Source organism: Metabacillus hrfriensis (genome assembly GCF_030127205.1).
Lineage (GTDB): Bacteria > Bacillota > Bacilli > Bacillales > Bacillaceae > Bacillus_P > Bacillus_P dongyingensis.
The window spans coordinates 4991001-5007920 of the sequence record NZ_CP126116.1; the positions used below are offsets into that span (position 1 = coordinate 4991001).

Annotated in this window: 14 protein-coding genes and 1 riboswitch; of the genes, 10 read left to right on the plus strand and 4 right to left on the minus strand. The window is 41.3% G+C overall.

The window, feature by feature from the left end; all coding sequences use genetic code 11:
* Positions 1-19: 19 nt before the first annotated feature.
* The gene (locus QLQ22_RS24670) at positions 20-889 is read right to left on the minus strand and encodes a peptidoglycan-binding domain-containing protein (protein ID WP_284015770.1); all 870 of its coding nucleotides are present in this window, start codon (positions 887-889) and stop codon (positions 20-22) included.
* Between the two features lie 276 nt (positions 890-1165).
* On the opposite strand from QLQ22_RS24670, the gene QLQ22_RS24675 reads away from it, so the two are divergent.
* From QLQ22_RS24675 to QLQ22_RS24690, 4 genes are read left to right on the plus strand one after another with little or no spacing between them, the layout of a single operon-like run.
* Positions 1166-2272 carry an ABC transporter ATP-binding protein gene (locus QLQ22_RS24675; RefSeq protein WP_252207775.1) on the plus strand — a complete coding sequence of 369 codons (1107 nt, stop codon included), beginning with the start codon at positions 1166-1168 and terminating at the stop codon, positions 2270-2272.
* The gene (locus QLQ22_RS24680) at positions 2262-3065 is read left to right on the plus strand and encodes an ABC transporter permease (protein WP_223438769.1); all 804 of its coding nucleotides are present in this window, start codon (positions 2262-2264) and stop codon (positions 3063-3065) included. Before QLQ22_RS24675 ends, QLQ22_RS24680 begins: the two co-directional genes overlap by 11 nt.
* Before the next feature lies 1 nt (position 3066).
* A complete protein-coding gene (locus QLQ22_RS24685; RefSeq protein WP_223438770.1) occupies positions 3067-3870 on the plus strand; it encodes an ABC transporter permease in 804 nt (267 codons plus the stop codon).
* Entirely contained in the window at positions 3867-4940 is a 1074-nt protein-coding gene (locus QLQ22_RS24690; RefSeq protein WP_252207776.1) for an ABC transporter substrate-binding protein, read from the plus strand. The genes QLQ22_RS24685 and QLQ22_RS24690 overlap by 4 nt, the downstream gene beginning before the upstream one ends.
* Positions 4941-5008: 68 nt before the next feature.
* Here the strand turns inward: QLQ22_RS24690 and htpG are convergent, their stop codons facing one another.
* Complete coding sequence (gene htpG / locus QLQ22_RS24695; RefSeq protein ID WP_284015771.1) at positions 5009-6889, minus strand: molecular chaperone HtpG; 1881 nt, start codon at positions 6887-6889, stop codon at positions 5009-5011.
* Between the two features lie 269 nt (positions 6890-7158).
* On the opposite strand from htpG, the gene QLQ22_RS24700 reads away from it, so the two are divergent.
* Together QLQ22_RS24700 and QLQ22_RS24705 are read left to right on the plus strand one after the other, a co-directional pair.
* Entirely contained in the window at positions 7159-7509 is a 351-nt protein-coding gene (locus QLQ22_RS24700; protein WP_223438773.1) for a MarR family winged helix-turn-helix transcriptional regulator, read from the plus strand.
* Positions 7510-7521: 12 nt separating this feature from the next.
* Complete coding sequence (locus QLQ22_RS24705) at positions 7522-8730, plus strand: MFS transporter (protein ID WP_284015772.1); 1209 nt, start codon at positions 7522-7524, stop codon at positions 8728-8730.
* A 981-nt stretch (positions 8731-9711) separates the two neighbouring features.
* Here the strand turns inward: QLQ22_RS24705 and mmuM are convergent.
* Both mmuM and mmuP read right to left on the minus strand, forming a co-directional pair.
* Entirely contained in the window at positions 9712-10686 is a 975-nt protein-coding gene (gene mmuM, locus QLQ22_RS24710) for a homocysteine S-methyltransferase (RefSeq protein WP_252207779.1), read from the minus strand.
* Entirely contained in the window at positions 10661-12064 is a 1404-nt protein-coding gene (gene mmuP, locus QLQ22_RS24715; protein ID WP_223438776.1) for an S-methylmethionine permease, read from the minus strand. The genes mmuM and mmuP overlap by 26 nt, the downstream gene beginning before the upstream one ends.
* A gap of 80 nt (positions 12065-12144) precedes the next feature.
* Positions 12145-12249, minus strand: a riboswitch (SAM riboswitch).
* Positions 12250-12413: 164 nt separating this feature from the next.
* On the opposite strand from mmuP, the gene QLQ22_RS24720 reads away from it, so the two are divergent.
* The 4 genes from QLQ22_RS24720 to QLQ22_RS24735 all read left to right on the plus strand — a co-directional run bounded on the left by QLQ22_RS24720 (position 12414) and on the right by QLQ22_RS24735 (position 16900).
* Positions 12414-13103, plus strand: coding sequence for a response regulator transcription factor (locus tag QLQ22_RS24720; RefSeq protein WP_284015773.1), 690 nt, complete (start codon positions 12414-12416; stop codon positions 13101-13103).
* The gene (locus tag QLQ22_RS24725; protein ID WP_252207783.1) at positions 13100-14104 is read left to right on the plus strand and encodes a sensor histidine kinase; all 1005 of its coding nucleotides are present in this window, start codon (positions 13100-13102) and stop codon (positions 14102-14104) included. The genes QLQ22_RS24720 and QLQ22_RS24725 overlap by 4 nt, the downstream gene beginning before the upstream one ends.
* Positions 14105-14205: 101 nt before the next feature.
* The gene (locus QLQ22_RS24730) at positions 14206-14967 is read left to right on the plus strand and encodes an ABC transporter ATP-binding protein (RefSeq protein WP_223438779.1); all 762 of its coding nucleotides are present in this window, start codon (positions 14206-14208) and stop codon (positions 14965-14967) included.
* A complete protein-coding gene (locus QLQ22_RS24735) occupies positions 14957-16900 on the plus strand; it encodes an ABC transporter permease (protein ID WP_284015774.1) in 1944 nt (647 codons plus the stop codon). The genes QLQ22_RS24730 and QLQ22_RS24735 overlap by 11 nt, the downstream gene beginning before the upstream one ends.
* The last annotated feature ends 20 nt before the right edge of the window (positions 16901-16920 follow it).

Sequence of the window (16920 nt, forward strand, 5' to 3'; positions counted from 1 at the left end):
CATTCAATAAGGTAGGGAATTAATTTTTGCCGTTTTCTTTCCCGTCTTCTATTTCTTTTCCTTCACCTTTTTCTTGATCCTTCTCATCTTCTATCTTTTTCTCTTCACCTTTTTCCAGATCCTTCTCATTTTCTATCTTTTTCTCTTCGCCTTTTTCCTGATCCTTCTTATCTTCTATCTTTTTCTCTTCGCCTTTTTCCTGATCCTTCTTATCTTCTATCTTTTTCTCTTCGCCTTTTTCCTGATCCTTCTCATCTTCTATCTCTTTCTCTTCACCTTGTTCTTCAGCCTCGTCCCCTTCTTCTATTTCTTTTTCTTCACCCTGGCCTGCTCCTTCACCCTGGTCTCCGCCTTCACCTGCTCCTTCACCCTGGCCTCCGCCTTCACCTGCTCCTTCACCCTGGCCTCCGCCTTCACCTGCTCCTTCACCTTGGCCTCCGCCTTGACCTGCTCCTTCACCCTGGCCTCCGCCTTCACCTGCTCCTTCACCCTGGCCTCCGCCTTGACCTGCTCCTTCACCCTGGCCTCCGCCTTCACCTGCTCCGCCACCTTGGCCTGCTCCTTTACCGCCGCCGTTTGAGAGATTTTTTACCTTGGCATAAGCATAAAGAATAGACTGAAACGTTCTTTCATCAACAGAACCTGTAACAGGAAGACCATGTTTTTTCTGAAAATACCTCACTCCCTGTACGGTTAGATTGTCATATTTTCCTGTGATTTTCCCGGAATAGCTGCCGACTGATTTCAGCATTCCCTGAATGACTGATACATCTGAACCATTTGCTCCTTTTCCAACGGCAGAACCTGCTAATGGCATACCAAATAAAAGGACCATAGCCAAAATAATAGTGCTGATTGCTTTTCTAACATGCGAATTTTTCTTGAACATAACTAAACACCTTCCTTTATATAAATTGTGACGATCTTTACTATTCCCAATATCATTTTTCTACACATGAAAATGAAGAATTTTATTCAAACCACTATTAAAAATATCTCTTGGATCTCTTATTAATCCGAACATAATGACATAAGAACCATTGATATTTTTTTCGTATTTCAGCATTCTTTCATGTATAATTATTCATGATAAATATGGCAAAATTGGCCGTTTTCTGTAAATATTTCTTTGTTCAAATCCGAGCAAACTAAGAGGGAGAATGATATGACAAACACAATTATTCAGTTTAAGCAGGTTACAAAACAATATGACAATGATCCTGCTGTCCTCAATCATGTCAGTTTTGAAATCGAGCGCGGCAAATTTTATACACTTCTTGGTCCTTCAGGCTGCGGCAAGACAACTATTCTTCGGCTGATTGCCGGATTTACTGAAGCTTCTGAGGGAGAAATTCTTTTTAACGAAAAAAAAATAAACGATGTTCCTGCTAACAAACGCCAAGTAAATACGGTGTTTCAGGATTATGCACTGTTTCCTCACTTGAATGTTTTTGAAAATGTTGCATTTGGACTGCGCATTAAAAAAATGAATAATCGGGATATTGAATCGAAAGTAAAAGAAGCCTTAAGCTTTGTAAACCTTGATGGATATGAAAAAAGGGAAATTCGGGAAATGTCCGGAGGCCAGCGCCAGCGGGTCGCAATTGCACGTGCGATTGTCAATGAGCCGGAAGTGATTCTTCTTGATGAACCATTGTCAGCCCTGGACTTAAAGCTTCGCACTGAAATGCAGTACGAACTGCGCGAACTCCAGCAGCGTCTGGGCATTACCTTTATCTTTGTTACCCACGACCAGGAAGAAGCACTCGCGATGTCAGATGAAATTTTCGTTCTGGACAAAGGAAAAATACAGCAAAGCGGGACTCCGACAGATATATATGATGAGCCTATTAACCGCTTTGTTGCTGACTTTATTGGCGAATCCAATATTGTAAAAGGGACCATGCTTGAGGATTACCTTGTAGAATTCACCGGCAGACAATTTGAGTGTGTTGATCAGGGTCTGAACCCAAATGAACCTATAGAGATCGTCATTCGTCCTGAAGATTTGGAAATCACTTCTTTGGAACGGGGAAAACTCCAAGTACGCGTTGATTCCCAATTGTTCCGCGGTGTTCATTATGAAATCAGCAGCTATGACAAGGATGGAAACGAATGGCTCGTGCATTCCACAAAGAAAGCCACTGTCGGAGATGAGATCGGCCTTTATTTTGACCCGGAAGCGATACATGTTATGAGATTCGGTGAGACCGAAGAGGAATTTGACAGACGTTTAGAAGCCTATGCAGATGGAGAAGAGCATGGAAAATAAGCTGACCCGAAATTTGTATATGATTCCCTATGCTCTTTGGATTGCTCTCTTTGTTATTGCACCGATTGTTCTAGTTCTCTATTATTCTTTTATTGATATTGAAGGAAACTTCTCGCTTGCCAATTATCAGAACTTCTTCACACCGGTCTACATGAAAATGACCTTGAGTTCATTTTGGTATGCTTTTTTGATTACAGCTCTTTCCCTGCTTATTGCATACCCAACTGCTTATTTGCTGACTTATACAAAGCATAAGCACCTTTGGCTGCTGCTGATTATTGTCCCTTCCTGGATTAATTTATTGTTAAAAGCCTATGCTTTTCTTGGCATTTTTGGTACGTACGGTGTTGCTAACAGCTTTTTAGAAGCAATCGGCATTGGCTCGCAGCAGTTATTGTTCACCGATTTCAGTTTCATTTTTGTATCGGTTTATATCTTTATTCCATTTATGATTTTGCCTATATTCAATTCACTGAATGAATTAAATCCAACCCTGCTGGATGCAGCGCGTGATTTGGGCGCATCAAGCTGGACCGCCTTCCGCAGAGTCATTTTCCCGCTTACGATTGATGGCGTTAAAGCTGGCTGCCAGCTGGTCTTTATACCCGCTCTTTCCCTGTTCATGCTGACAAGACTGATTGCGGGAAACAGAGTGATCACACTCGGCACTGCGATTGAACAGCATTTCCTTGTGACTCAGGACTGGGGTATGGGGTCGACCATTGCTGTCTTTTTGATTATTTTTATGTTTCTGATTATCTTCCTTACCGGAAATCGAAAGCGGGGTATGTAAGTTGGATAAGAAAATATCCCCTCTATCCAGGATCTTTTTAATTTTGATCTTTCTCATCCTATATACGCCAATTTTTTTCCTTGTGTTTTATTCGTTCAACAGCGGCGGTACGATGTACAACTTTGAAGGATTTACGCTTGATTGGTATAAGGAGCTTTTCACAGATGCGAGGCTGCTGATCATCGTGCTGAACACACTCGTTATCGCCTTGCTGTCAGCACTTATTTCCACCATTATCGGTGTTCTTGGAGCACTTGCCATTCATTCTTTTAAAAGCAGGCAAACCAAAAACACATTGCTTTCATTAAATAATGTGCTGATTGTCAGCCCTGATGTTATTATTGGCGCTTCGTTTCTAATCCTGTTTACGATGGCAGGAATCAAGCTTGGATTTTATTCAGTCCTCTTATCTCATATTGCATTCAGCGTTCCGATTGTTGTCTTAATGGTTCTGCCGAAACTGATGGAGATGAGTCCAACCTTGCTTGATGCAGCAAGAGATCTTGGCGCAAGCAGCTGGAATGTCCTGACTAAAGTGACCTTGCCATTTATCACACCGGGTATTTTTGCAGGATTCTTTATGGCTCTTACGTTCTCTCTTGATGATTTCGCTGTTACCTTTTTCGTAACCGGCAATGGATTCACTACGCTGTCCGTTGAAATCTATTCACTTGCGCGCCGGGGAATCTCATTAAATATTAACGCCTTATCGACCCTGCTTTTCCTTTTCACAGTCCTGCTTGTGATTGTTTACTACTTCATCACGCAGCGAAATAAGCAAAGCGGATTGGGGGTAAGAAAATGAAGAAGCTGATCCGCGTTTTCTTCGCGATTATTCTCGTGTCGGGCATCCTTTTGTATGCTGTTTCAGAGCTGAACTCTTCACAGGGCTACTCAAGCGGCAACACGCTTACGATCTTTAACTGGGGAGACTACATCAATTCCGATCTGGTTGACCGCTTTGAAAAAGAAACAGGCATTAAAGTCATCTATGAGACGTTTGATTCTAATGAGGCGATGATGACAAAGATTGAACAGGGCGGAACGACTTATGATATTGCCGTTCCTTCTGAATATATGATTGATAAAATGAGACAGGAAGATTTGCTTATCCCTTTGGATCATTCAAAGCTTCCGAACTTGAAAAATATTGATGACCGGTTTATGGATTTGCCATTCGACCCTGAAAATAAATATTCCGTTCCATATTTCTGGGGAACTGTCGGCATTGTCTATAATCCAACGATGATAGATGGAAAAAAAATCACGAGCTGGAATGACCTTTGGGATCCTGATCTGCGAAATGAAATCCTGCTGATTGACGGGGCAAGAGAAGTGATAGGAATGGGCCTGAACAGCCTCGGCTACTCTCTAAACGATACAAATAAGGATCATTTAGAGGAAGCAAAACGAAAGCTTGATTCCCTCACTCCAAATGTCAAAGCAGTTGTTGGAGATGAGAGCCGGATGCTGCTTGAAAATCAGGAAGCAGCAATCGGGCTTGTATGGTCTGGGGTTGCATCAGAGATCATGTATGAAAATGAAGATCTGGAGTATGTCGTTCCTGAGGAAGGCTCAAACTTATGGTTCGATAACATGGTTATCCCGAAAACAGCCAAAAATGCGGAAGCTGCCCATCAGTTCATCAACTTCATGCTGGATGCTGAGGTGGCCGCTGAAAACACCGAATATGTCAGCTACTCCACACCTAACAAAGAAGCCTTAAAATACATGCCTGAAGAAATGGTAAACGATGAGCGCTTCTATCCTCCGCCTGAGCTGACGGAAAAACTGGAAGTGTATGAGAACCTTGGCAAAAAGAATTTGGCTTATTATAATGAGCTGTTTTTGAAATTTAAGATGCATCCGAAATAAGAGAAAGGGAGTCCTGGTTTTCAGGACTCCCTTTTCTACTTTTTTGCGCTATTAAGCATTGTTTCTTTTTAAACCATTATTTTGCAGATATCATTCGTAAACTCTACCGGATCTTCAATCGGCAATCCTTCGATCAGGAGCGCCTGATTAAATAACAGGTTTGTATAAAGCGCTAATTTTTCTTTATCCTTTTCAAAGGAATCTTTTAAAGAAGTAAATACTTCATGATTTCGGTTAATTTCAAGGATTTTTTCAGCCTGGATATTCTGGCTGTTCGGCATTGCCTTCAGAATTTTTTCCATTTCCGTCGTCACGTCACCTTCAGTTGCGATGCAGACTGGATGAGACTTGAGACGTTTAGAAATTCTTACATCCTTCACTTTGCCGGCAAGAATCGTTTTCATCTCTTCAAAGAGGTCTTTGTTATCTTTCTCTTCTGATTCTGCACCCTTTTCATTCTCGCCTGCTTCTATTCCTAAATCGCCGCTAGAAATCGATTTGAACTCTTTTTCCTGGTAGTTCATCAGCATTTTGATCGCAAATTCATCCACTTCATCCGTGAAATATAAGATATCATAGCCTTTATCAGCCACAACCTCTGTCTGCGGAAGCTTTTCAATTCGGTCATAGCTTTCTCCTGCAGCATAGTAAATGTACTTTTGATCTTCAGGCATGCTTAAAACATATTCATCAAGAGTGATCAGCTTTTTCTCTTTTGATGAATAGAACATGAGCAGGTTCTGAAGATCTTCTTTGTTTGCACCAAAATCACTGTAAACGCCATATTTCAGCTGTCTTCCGAAAGAGTTATAGAATGTTTCATACTTTTCTCTCTCATCTTTTAATAAGCTTTGCAGCTGGCTCTTAATTTTATTTTTGATATTTTTTGCAATCAGCTTCAGCTGGCGGTCATGCTGGAGGATTTCTCTTGAAATGTTAAGAGATAAATCCTCAGAATCTACCATTCCTTTTACAAAACTGAAATAGTCAGGTAGCAGGTCTGAGCATTTTTCCATGATTAACACACCATTAGAGTAAAGCTCTAGACCCTTTTCAAACTCTTTAGAGTAGTAATCATACGGAATCTGCTCAGGGATATATAGAATTGCGTTGTATCTGACGGCACCGTCCACACTGATATGGATATGTTTTAACGGTTTATCAAACCCATAACGTTTTTCTGCATAAAAATTCTCGTAATCTTCCGAAGTGAGCTCATTTTTATTCTTTCTCCAAATCGGAACCATGCTGTTGATTGTCTGTTCTTCCAGAACCTCTTCAAACTCTGTTTCGCTGTCTTCTTTGCGTTTTCTCTCCGTTACGTCCATCTTAATTGGGTAGCGGATGAAATCAGAGTATTTTTTAATGATTGCTTTTAACCGGTATTCTTCTAAATATTCATCATACGAATCTTCTTCTGTGTTTTCTTTGATGCTAAGAACAATCTCCGTTCCGACCTCTTCCTTCTCACCAAGCTCAATCGTATAGCCGTCTGCTCCCCCAGAATGCCATCTGTAGGCATCTTCGCTGCCGATTGTTTTCGTTGTAACAGTGATAGCGTCTGCTACCATGAAGGCTGAGTAAAAACCAACTCCAAATTGACCGATAATGTCATGGCCATCTTTCAGCTCGTTTTCACTTTTAAAAGCAAGAGAGCCGCTTTTTGCAATAATTCCAAGGTTGTTCTCAAGTTCTTCTTTTGTCATCCCAATCCCAGTATCTGAGATTGTTAATGTTCTATTTTCCTTGTCTGCCTTAACTTTTATGTAGTAATGGTTCTGGTCAAATGATAGGCTGTCGTCTGTTAAAGCTTTGTAATAAATTTTATCAATCGCATCACTAGCATTTGAAATCAGCTCTCTTAAAAAGATTTCTTTTTGAGAGTAAATTGAGTTAATCATCATTTCCAATAGTCTTTTAGACTCCGCTTTGAACTGCATTTTTTCCATTGTCATTCTCCTTTCAACCTGCTTTTTAGCACTCTTTTCATGAGAGTGCTAACCACTTATTAAATAACATATATTCCCGTTTTGTGTCAATATCCATCTTCGGGATTTCAGCTGGTAGACAAACACTGTTGTTTTTGTTATATTAGTTACCTAGAGTAACTATTATCCAGGGTAACTATTTATTTAATGAGGTGTTTCCTATAAAAACATATCAAAAGTTTTTTCAGCAGCTTCTGCTGTTATACCGTCCTTTTGAAAACAGACTGAATATGGAACTTGCCAAACATGATTTATACAGAGCTCAATGGTCTGTTTTGCATTATTTATGGAATTACGGAACAGCTACGCTTGTTGAGCTTGCTGATTATCAAAGTGTTGAAAAGCCTACCGTTACAAGAACCATCAGCCGCCTTGAGGAACTGGGATATGTAGAGCATATACCCGGCAAGGATAAGCGCGAAAAGAGAATGCAGCTTACGGACCTTGGGAGAAAGGTATACGGGGTTGTTCGCGTAACAATCGATGAATATGAGCAGGAAATTTTAAAAGGTATTTCAGAAGAAGAACAGCTTGAGGTAATCCGGATCATGGGAGATATTCGGAACAATATTAGAGAGTAAGGGGGCAAAAACATGAATCAGACAACATCCAAATTATGGACGAAAGACTTTATTGTCGTGTCGTCCATCAATTTTTTCTTAACATTAATCTTTTACTTGTTAATGGTGACTATTGCTGTTTTTGCAGTGGATGAATACAGCGCCTCTACGAGCGAGGCGGGACTTGTAACCGGGATTTTTATTATAGGCGCACTGATTGGCCGGCTTTTAATAGGAAGACTCATTGTAACTTTCAGCCGTAAAAAGATCCTGTATACAGGGCTTATCCTGTTCACCCTGACAACAGCCTTTTATTTCTTTGAATTTGGCCTTGGCTTCCTTCTTTTCAACCGCCTTGTTCATGGAATTACACTGGGTATGGCCAGTACAGCAACAGGCACAATAGTAGCACAGATTATTCCCGCTTCGCGAAAAGGGGAAGGCATCGGGTACTACAGTATGAGTGCAACTCTTGCAACAGCCATCGGTCCTTTTATCGGGCTGTACTTGAGCCAGCACGCAAGCTTTCAAACTATCTTTACCTTCTGCGTTGCATTAGGCTTCATCAGTTTAATCATTGCCTTTTTCTTGTATGTGCCCCCGCTTGATAGTTCAGTAAAAAAATCAGAAGTACGAGGATTCAAACTTTCAAATTTTGTAGAGCCAAGTGCTTTGCCGATTGCATTTATTACACTTGCAGCGGCGTTTTGCTATTCAAGTGTTTTGTCCTTTATTAACTTCTATGCGAAGGACATTCATCTTGTCAGCACAGCAAGCTTCTTTTTCATCGTCTATGCGGCAGCTGTATTGGCATCACGCCCTTTTACCGGCCGCTTAATGGACAAAAAAGGGGCAAATTTCATTATGTATCCTGCCTTCCTCTTATTTGGAGCTGGGATGTTCCTTTTGAGCACGGCAAGCACTAGCTTCATTTTCTTGCTTTCTGGTGTTTTGATCGGCCTTGGATTTGGAAACATGCAGTCGGCGACACAGGCGATTGCCGTTAAATTAACGCCTCCTCACCGCATGGGTCTTGCCACTTCGACTTTCTTTATCTTTCTGGATGCAGGTTTAGGGTTCGGACCTTATCTGCTTGGATTTGTCATTCCGGTGACAGGATACAGTACCTTGTATGTGATTTTAGGCGTATTAGTCTTTGCCAGTTCTGTTTTTTACTACTTCTTGCACGGGAAGAGGGAAAGTGCGGCATGGGCAAAAGTTAATGCTTCTGCATCAGCTTGATGAGCCGGCAGAAAGAGGACATCCCAAATGGGGATGTCCTTTTTCTTTGAATCTATTAAATTTCAGAATGCTTAAAGACCACCTATGCTTCCCAAATTCTACATAATCCCTGACTTGGATACTCATAGACCCCCTACGCTTCATAAAATTCCACAAAAACCCAGTTTTGGATACTCATAGACCCCCTATGCTTCCCCAAATTCTACTAAACCCCAGACTTGGATACTCATAGACCCCTTATGCTTCCCCAAATTTTACAAAATTCCAGACTTGGATACTCATAGACCCCCTATGCTTCCCCAAATTCTACTAAACCCCAGACTTGGATACTCATAGACCCCTATGCTTCCCCAAATTCTACAAAACCCCTGACTTGGATACTCATAGACCTCCTATGCTTCCCCAAATTCTACAAAAACCCTGACTTGGATACTCATAGACCCCCTATGCTTCCCCAAATTCTACAAAAACCCTGACTTGGATACTCATTAACCCTCTATGCTTCCCCAAATTCTACTAAACCCCAGACTTGGATACTCATAGACCTCCTATGCTTCCCCAATTTCTACTAAACCCCAGACTTGGATACTCATAGACCCCTATGCTTCCCCAAATTTTATAAAATTCCAGACTTGGATACTCATAGACCCCCTATGCTTCCCCAAATCCGACAAAAACCCAGACCTGGATACTCATAGACCTTCTATGCTTCCCCAAATTCTACTAAACCCCAGACTTGGATACTCATAGACCACTTATGCTTCCCCAAATTCTACAAAACCCCAGACTTGGATACTCATAGACCCCCTATGTTTCCCAAATTCTACATAATCCCTGACTTGGATACTCATAGACCTTCTATGCTTCCCCAAATTCTACTAAACCCCAGACTTGGATACTCATAGACCACTTATGCTTCCCCAAATTCTACAAAACCCCAGACTTGGATACTCATAGACCCCCATGCTTCCCCAAATTCTATTAAATCCCAGACTCGGATACGACATTTTCACTAGTCCGCCATTTTTTTGAAATCTTTTCAATATGGTGAGGTGATGTTCGGCAGCAGCCTCCTATTAAGCGGGCACCTGACTTGAACCAGTCTTCTGATAGATGATCCAGTTCAAGACAAGATTTCTGGCCATGCCATGTTTTAGTGTCTGGATTGTAGGCTTCTCCAGAATTCGGGTAAACAATAACCGGTTTTTTTGTATGGCTGCTGATCACTTTTATGGCTTCATTCACTAATTCCAGTGGTGCACAGTTGATCCCAATTGCAGCTATTTGCCCGTCGTCCCCGAAGGTATTTGCACACACCTCGAGCAAAGTGCCATCACTAATCGCTTTCTCATTTTTCAAGGAAAAGGATAGCCATGCATATGTATAGGGAAATTCATTCAATAAAGAACGTAATACTTTTGCTTCTTGAAGAGAAGGAATGGTTTCAAATGCCAGTATATCAGCACCTGCTTCAATCAATGCTGACATTCTGGGACGATGAAAATCTTTTAAAGCCTCATCCGTAACCCCATAGTTGCCTGTATACTCCGAACCGTCTGCAAGATAGGCGCCATAGGGACCGATTGATGCCGCAACCAATGGCTTTGGTCTAATAGCTTCCATTTCTTCCTTCCAAAAATCATCTCTTGCTTTTCTTGAAATCACCACTGTTTTTTTTATTAATTGCACAGCTTCTTCTTCTTCGATTCCCCGCTTCAAGAAACCATCGATTGTTGCTTGATAGCTGGCCGTAATTGCACAGTCCGCTCCCGCACGGAAATAGTCTGAATGAACCTGATAAATCACTTCGGGGTTTTCCAGTAATATTCGGGCAGACCAAAGGGGATCGTCTAAATCACAGCCATGCTGCTCGAGTTCTGTAGCAAGTGCCCCATCAAGGATCATGACGGAATAGTCACTTAAAATGGTTTCAATTGGATTGAGTTTCTGCTGCATATCCTTCTCCTCTTTTCTTAATAAAATGTGTTGCATAATAGCTTCCATAGCAAAACAAAATAAATGAAATGCCGCAATAGAGGGCAATTCGCTGTGCAGGATCAAATGCGATTCCAACCAAAGATGCTAAACACAGCACAAAAGATGCAATCGGCACCAGGGGATAGAAAGGTGTCCGGTAAACCAGGTCCTTTATCGAATGTCCTTGTTTTATATATTGTCTGCGAAAGAAAAACTGTGACACGCTAATACTCATCCATACGGCAACCACGGCTAAACCTGAAATGGAGACAAGGACTATATATACTGTATCTGGCGCAATAACACTTGAGAACAAAGCCAGGGTGCCGCCAAGCATACTGAAAATCACTGCATATATAGGCACACCGCGCTTTGACACTCTTGCAAAAATAGGTGATATGGTTTTCTTATCTGAAAGTGACCAGAGCATTCTGGAAGCAGCATACAGGCCTGAGTTTGCTGCAGACAAAATGGCTGTTAAGATCACGAAATTCATGATATCTGCTGCATAAGGAATACCAATTCGTTCAAATACAGAAACAAAGGGGCTTTTTAAAACTCCTGAATCTGATGCAGGCAGCAGTGCAGATAAAACAACAATGGTTCCAACAAAAAAGATAATCAATCTCCATAATGTTGTCCGAATCGCCATTGGAATTGTTTTTTCCGGATTGACTGTTTCTCCAGCTGCAACCCCTATTAATTCCGTTCCCGAATAGGCAAAATTCACAGCAAGCATCGTCATAATAACGGCAAATGCACCATTTGGAAATAATCCTTCATTTGTGAGATTCGTAAAGAACGGAGCTGAATTGGAATCCGTCAGAGGAATAAAACCTACAATTGCTGCTCCACCCAAAAGAATAAAAATCACTATGGCAGCGACTTTAATCGCTGCAAACCAAAATTCAGATTCCGCGAAAAACTTAACCGTCACAGCATTTAATGCAAAGATTATCAACGCAAACACCGCACTCCAAATCCAGACGTTAATAGATGGAAACCACCTCTGCATCAGCAGCCCCGCTGCCGTGAATTCTGAACCTAACGCAACCGTCCAAGTCAGCCAATACAGCCAGGCTACAGTATATCCTGTCCCTGGACCAATATATTTAGCGGCATAGCTATGAAAAGCGCCTGTCTCCGGCATATGGACGGCTAATTCCCCCAAACAAAGCATAACGAGATAAACGACCAGGGCACCCACAAGATACGACAGGATCGTCCCAAACGCTCCTGCCTGTTGAATCGTATAACCCGTGCTTAAGAATAAACCTGTCCCAATTACACCTCCAAGAGATAACATGACTAAATGACGAGATTGCATTTTCCTTTGAAATTGCTGCTTAGCTTCCATTTTTACTCCCCTTTTTTCACATCCAAAAAAATGAAAAACGCACTCTTTAAAAAGAGTGCGTTACTGACAAATAAAAGGCACGCTTATCTATCAGGTCAATTCACCCGCTGGAGTTAGCACAGTATCTTAATAGACCTGCTGCTGAGGTTTCAAAGGGCCAGTCCCTCCACCTCTCTGGATAAGAAATTATTTTTTTACTACAATAGCAATCTATTGAATCAATGTCAAGATTAGTATGAATATTCCGTTCACTTATGTATTCTGACATCTTGTCAAGCCCATCTATAGCACACAGAATTGTTTTCCTATACAATAATTGTAAAAGAAACCTTATAGTGTGGTGAAACTCATGTTTAAACTTCTATTAATTGAAGATGATTTAACCCTGTTTAATGAAATCAAAGAACGATTAAATCAGTGGTCTTATGATGTTTATGGCATTACAGATTTTAATAAAGTCATGCAGGAATTCTCAGCCGTAAAGCCAGATTTGGTCATCATTGATATTCAGCTGCCGAAGTTTGACGGCTTTCATTGGTGCCGGATGATCCGGTCGCATTCGAATGTGCCGATCATTTTTCTCTCCTCGCGGGATCATCCGACTGATATGGTCATGTCTATGCAGCTTGGTGCTGATGATTTTGTTCAAAAGCCCTTTCACTTTGATGTGCTGATTGCGAAAATCCAGGCCATTCTCCGCCGTGTTTATAACTACAATACAGAGCAAGTAAGTCTGAAAACATGGTGCAATGCTGCGGTTGATTATGAGCGAAATACGGTTACGAACGAAACCGGTTCCGTTGAACTGACAAAGAATGAAATGTTCATTCTTAAACTATTGATTGAACAAAAAAACAAAATTGTCAGCAGGGACAAGCTCATGAACAGCCTGTGGGATGATAAACGCTTCATAAGCGATAATACGTTAACAGTGAATGTCAATCGCCTGCGAAAACGGCTGGATGAAATTGGTCTTGGTCAATTTATTGAGACAAAAGTAGGCCAGGGATATCTTGCGGCAGAAGAGGAAATGGTATGATTCTCCGTTTCTTAAAAGAGCGCCGGAGCTGGATTCTGTTCTTTATTATCATTCATTTTTTTATTCTATTTATCGCTTTCATTGACTCAGCCATTCCAGTGCAGTCAGTCCTGTATATTGTTTTTCTTTCCATGATCGCTTTTATTATCTTCTTATCTGTTCGGTACAACAAAGAAACTGCTTTTTATAAAAGTCTGGCAGATCGGGAAAACAACCTTGATATATCAAGCATTCCAGCTCCGGAAAGCCCGTTTGAACAATTGGTTGAAAAGACGCTCAGCGAACAGGCGCAGTCCCTGAAAAAAGATGCTTTGCACAACAGAATTTCGCTTGAACAGGAAAAAGATGAACTGTTATCGTGGATTCATGAAGTGAAGACCCCGCTCACTGCCATGCATTTAATGATCGAACGCATGGAAGACGATGTGATGAAAACTCATTTGACGTATGAGTGGCTGCGGATTCACCTTTTGCTTGACCAGCAGCTGCATCAAAAACGAATTCCGTTTATTGAAAATGATTTATACATTGAAACGGTTGATTTGGAAAGCGTGATTTTCAGTGAAATTAAAACACTTCAGGCATGGTGTATTCAAAAAGGGATTGGTTTTGACATTCAGCTTGATCAAAAGGAAGTCCTTAGTGATGCGAAATGGCTTGCCTTTATTATTAGACAAATCTTAACGAATGCAGTGAAATACAGCGTGGCGTCTGACATTATCATAAAATGCTGGAAGCAGGGTGATCAAGTAAGAGTTCAGGTGAAAGACTCCGGCCGGGGCATTGATCCAAAGGACCTGCCCCGCATATTCGATAAAGGCTTCACATCGACCATAAACCATCATGATCATGCTGCTACAGGAATGGGGCTGTATCTGGCTAAAAAAGCAGCTATACCGCTGCTGATTGATATTCACGTACAGTCTATTATCCACACAGAAACAGCATTTACGTTAATTTTCCCAAAAAGAAATGACTTTGCAGCCGTCATTAGCGTGTGACAAGAATGTCACATGCTTTTCTATTTTGTTCGCACAATAAAAGGAAAAGGACCTTTCTTCTTTTTATAATTAAGCTATCGAATTAAGAGGAGGAAGCAAGTATGGCGATATTAGAAGCATCAAAGCTCCATAAAAGCTACGGAAATAAATTGAATAAACAGGAAGTCCTTAAAGGAATTGACCTTACGATACAAGAAGGCGAATTTGTGAGCATTATGGGTGCGTCCGGCTCAGGGAAAACAACGCTGCTGAATGTTCTATCTTCAATTGATAAAGTGAGCGGCGGGACCATCCAAATTGAACACAAAGAAATGACGGGCATGAAGGAAAAAGAGCTTGCTGAATTCAGAAAGCATCATCTCGGATTTATTTTTCAGGATTATAACCTTCTGGACACACTGACAGTAAAAGAAAATATTCTGCTGCCGCTTTCCATTTCAAAGGTTCCTAAAAAAGAAGCGGATCAGAAATTTCATGCATTAGCAAATGAGCTCGGCATCTACGAGTTAAAAGATAAGTATCCGAATGAAATTTCCGGGGGACAGAAGCAGCGTACTTCTGCAGCACGTGCCTTTATTCATGAGCCAAGCATCATTTTTGCCGATGAACCAACAGGCGCGCTTGATTCTAAATCCGCTGCTGACCTGCTGAATAAGTTGACCGAACTTAATGAAAAAAGAAAAGCTACCATTGTCATGGTCACGCATGATCCTGCTGCGGCAAGCTACTGCAGCAGAGTCATCTTTATAAAAGACGGACAAATCTACACACAATTGAACAAAGGGGAGCAAACAAGACAGGCTTTCTTTAAAGACATCATGAAAACGCAAGGCGTTCTGGGCGGTGTTCAGGATGAACGTTAATCAACTGATCATAAAAAACCTGAAAAAAAATATAAAGAACTACTTTCTCTATATTTTTGCCCTCATTTTCAGCGTTGCGCTTTATTTTGCTTTTGTCACTCTGCAATATGATCCTTCCATGGACGCGGTAAAGGGTTCTATCAAAGGCGGCGCCGCCATCCGGGCTGCATCTGTCCTGCTGATTGCCATCGTGACGATCTTTTTGCTCTACGCCAATAACATTTTCATTAAACGCCGCAGCAAAGAGATTGGGCTGTTTCAGCTGATCGGCATGACAAAGCATAAGATTTTCCGCATTTTAACGGCAGAAAACTTTCTGCTGTACTTTGGATCTTTAGTCCTTGGTATTTTCACAGGATTTGCGGCATCAAAACTGGTGATGATGATCTTATTCAAAATTACTGGCGTGGATGACGTAGCTAAACTCCACTTTTCCACCCAGGCGTTCATTCAGACACTGATTGTCTTTATCGTCATTTACCTTCTCATCATGCTGATAAACTATCTGTTTATTAAAAGACAGAGCATCCTCTCACTGTTCAGAGTGCTCTCATCAGCAGAAGAGAAAGTAAAAAAGATGTCCTTTTTCGAAATGGCCATTGGCATTTTGGGCATCATTATGATTGCGGCCGGGTATTATATTTCCTCTAAGCTTTTTGGAGGAGACTTTAAATCCATGATAGCTTTATATGGCGCCATGCTGTTTATTCTTGGTTCTGTCATCCTTGGAACCTATCTTTTTTACAAAGGGTCCGTCAGCTTTATTTTCCATCTCATCAGAAAGAAAAAAGATGGCTATTTGAAGGTTGGCGAGGTTCTGTCTCTTTCATCCATCATGTTCCGGATGAAATCAAATGCCCTGCTGCTGACAATCATTACGACTGTCTCGGCACTGGCGATTGGATTGCTGTCCCTGAGCTACATCTCTTATTACTCGGCAGAAAAAACCGCACAAAATCAAGTACCCGCTGACTTTTCCTTTACTGAAAGCGAAGATGCTGCACAGTTTGAAAAATCTCTGGAATCTGCTGGGATAGCGTATGAGGATGAACGAATTGATGTATTCATGGCTGAAGTGGATATCAGCGACATTTTCAGTGCCAAACTTGAAGGAGTGAAATTTGATCCCAGCAAGATGACTCTGCCTGTCATCAGTGAAAAATCCGCAGGGAAAAATCTTTCAAAGGACGAAACGATCTTCACAGGCTACAGCGATCTGCTCCAAAAATTTATGCCGCTTGATGATAAAGGAACCGTTACACTGCTTGGGAAAACAACAAGCATTAAGCAAACGTACTTGGGAATGGAAAAAGATTCTCCCGTGTCCTTTTATTTTACAGCCGGCGGAATGCCGACAGCCATTGTCGATGATTCGGTCTTTAAGCAGCTGAAAAAGGATATGGATCCTGATGTTCAGCTGCCGACATCTACTTATATTGCTGTTGAAATAGCGGATCAGGGCGAATTAAAAGAAGCCAATACCATTTTCACGTCCTTAAAACTTGGCGAAAACAACCCAAACGATTCCCAGCTTGAAGTTCTGAACAGCCAGAAGCGCAACATAGGGATGACCATGTTTATTGTCGGCTTCCTTGGGCTGTCATTTTTGGTCACATCCGGATGCATTCTTTACTTTAAACAAATGGGCGAGAGCGAAGAGGAAAAACCGAATTACACCATCTTGCGTAAACTTGGCTTTACACAGGGAGACTTGCTGAAAGGCATACAGGCTAAACAGCTCTTCAGTTTTGGAATTCCTTTAGTGATCGGGTTATTACACAGCTATTTTGCCGTACAATCGGGCTGGTTTTTATTTGGAGCTGAGGTTTGGACTCCGATGATTATTGTTATGGTGTTATACACTGGATTGTATTCGATTTTCGGGGTGCTTTCTGTGCTTTATTATAAGAAAGTGATTAAAGAAGCTTTGTAAAATGCAAAAAAGGCTCCAGC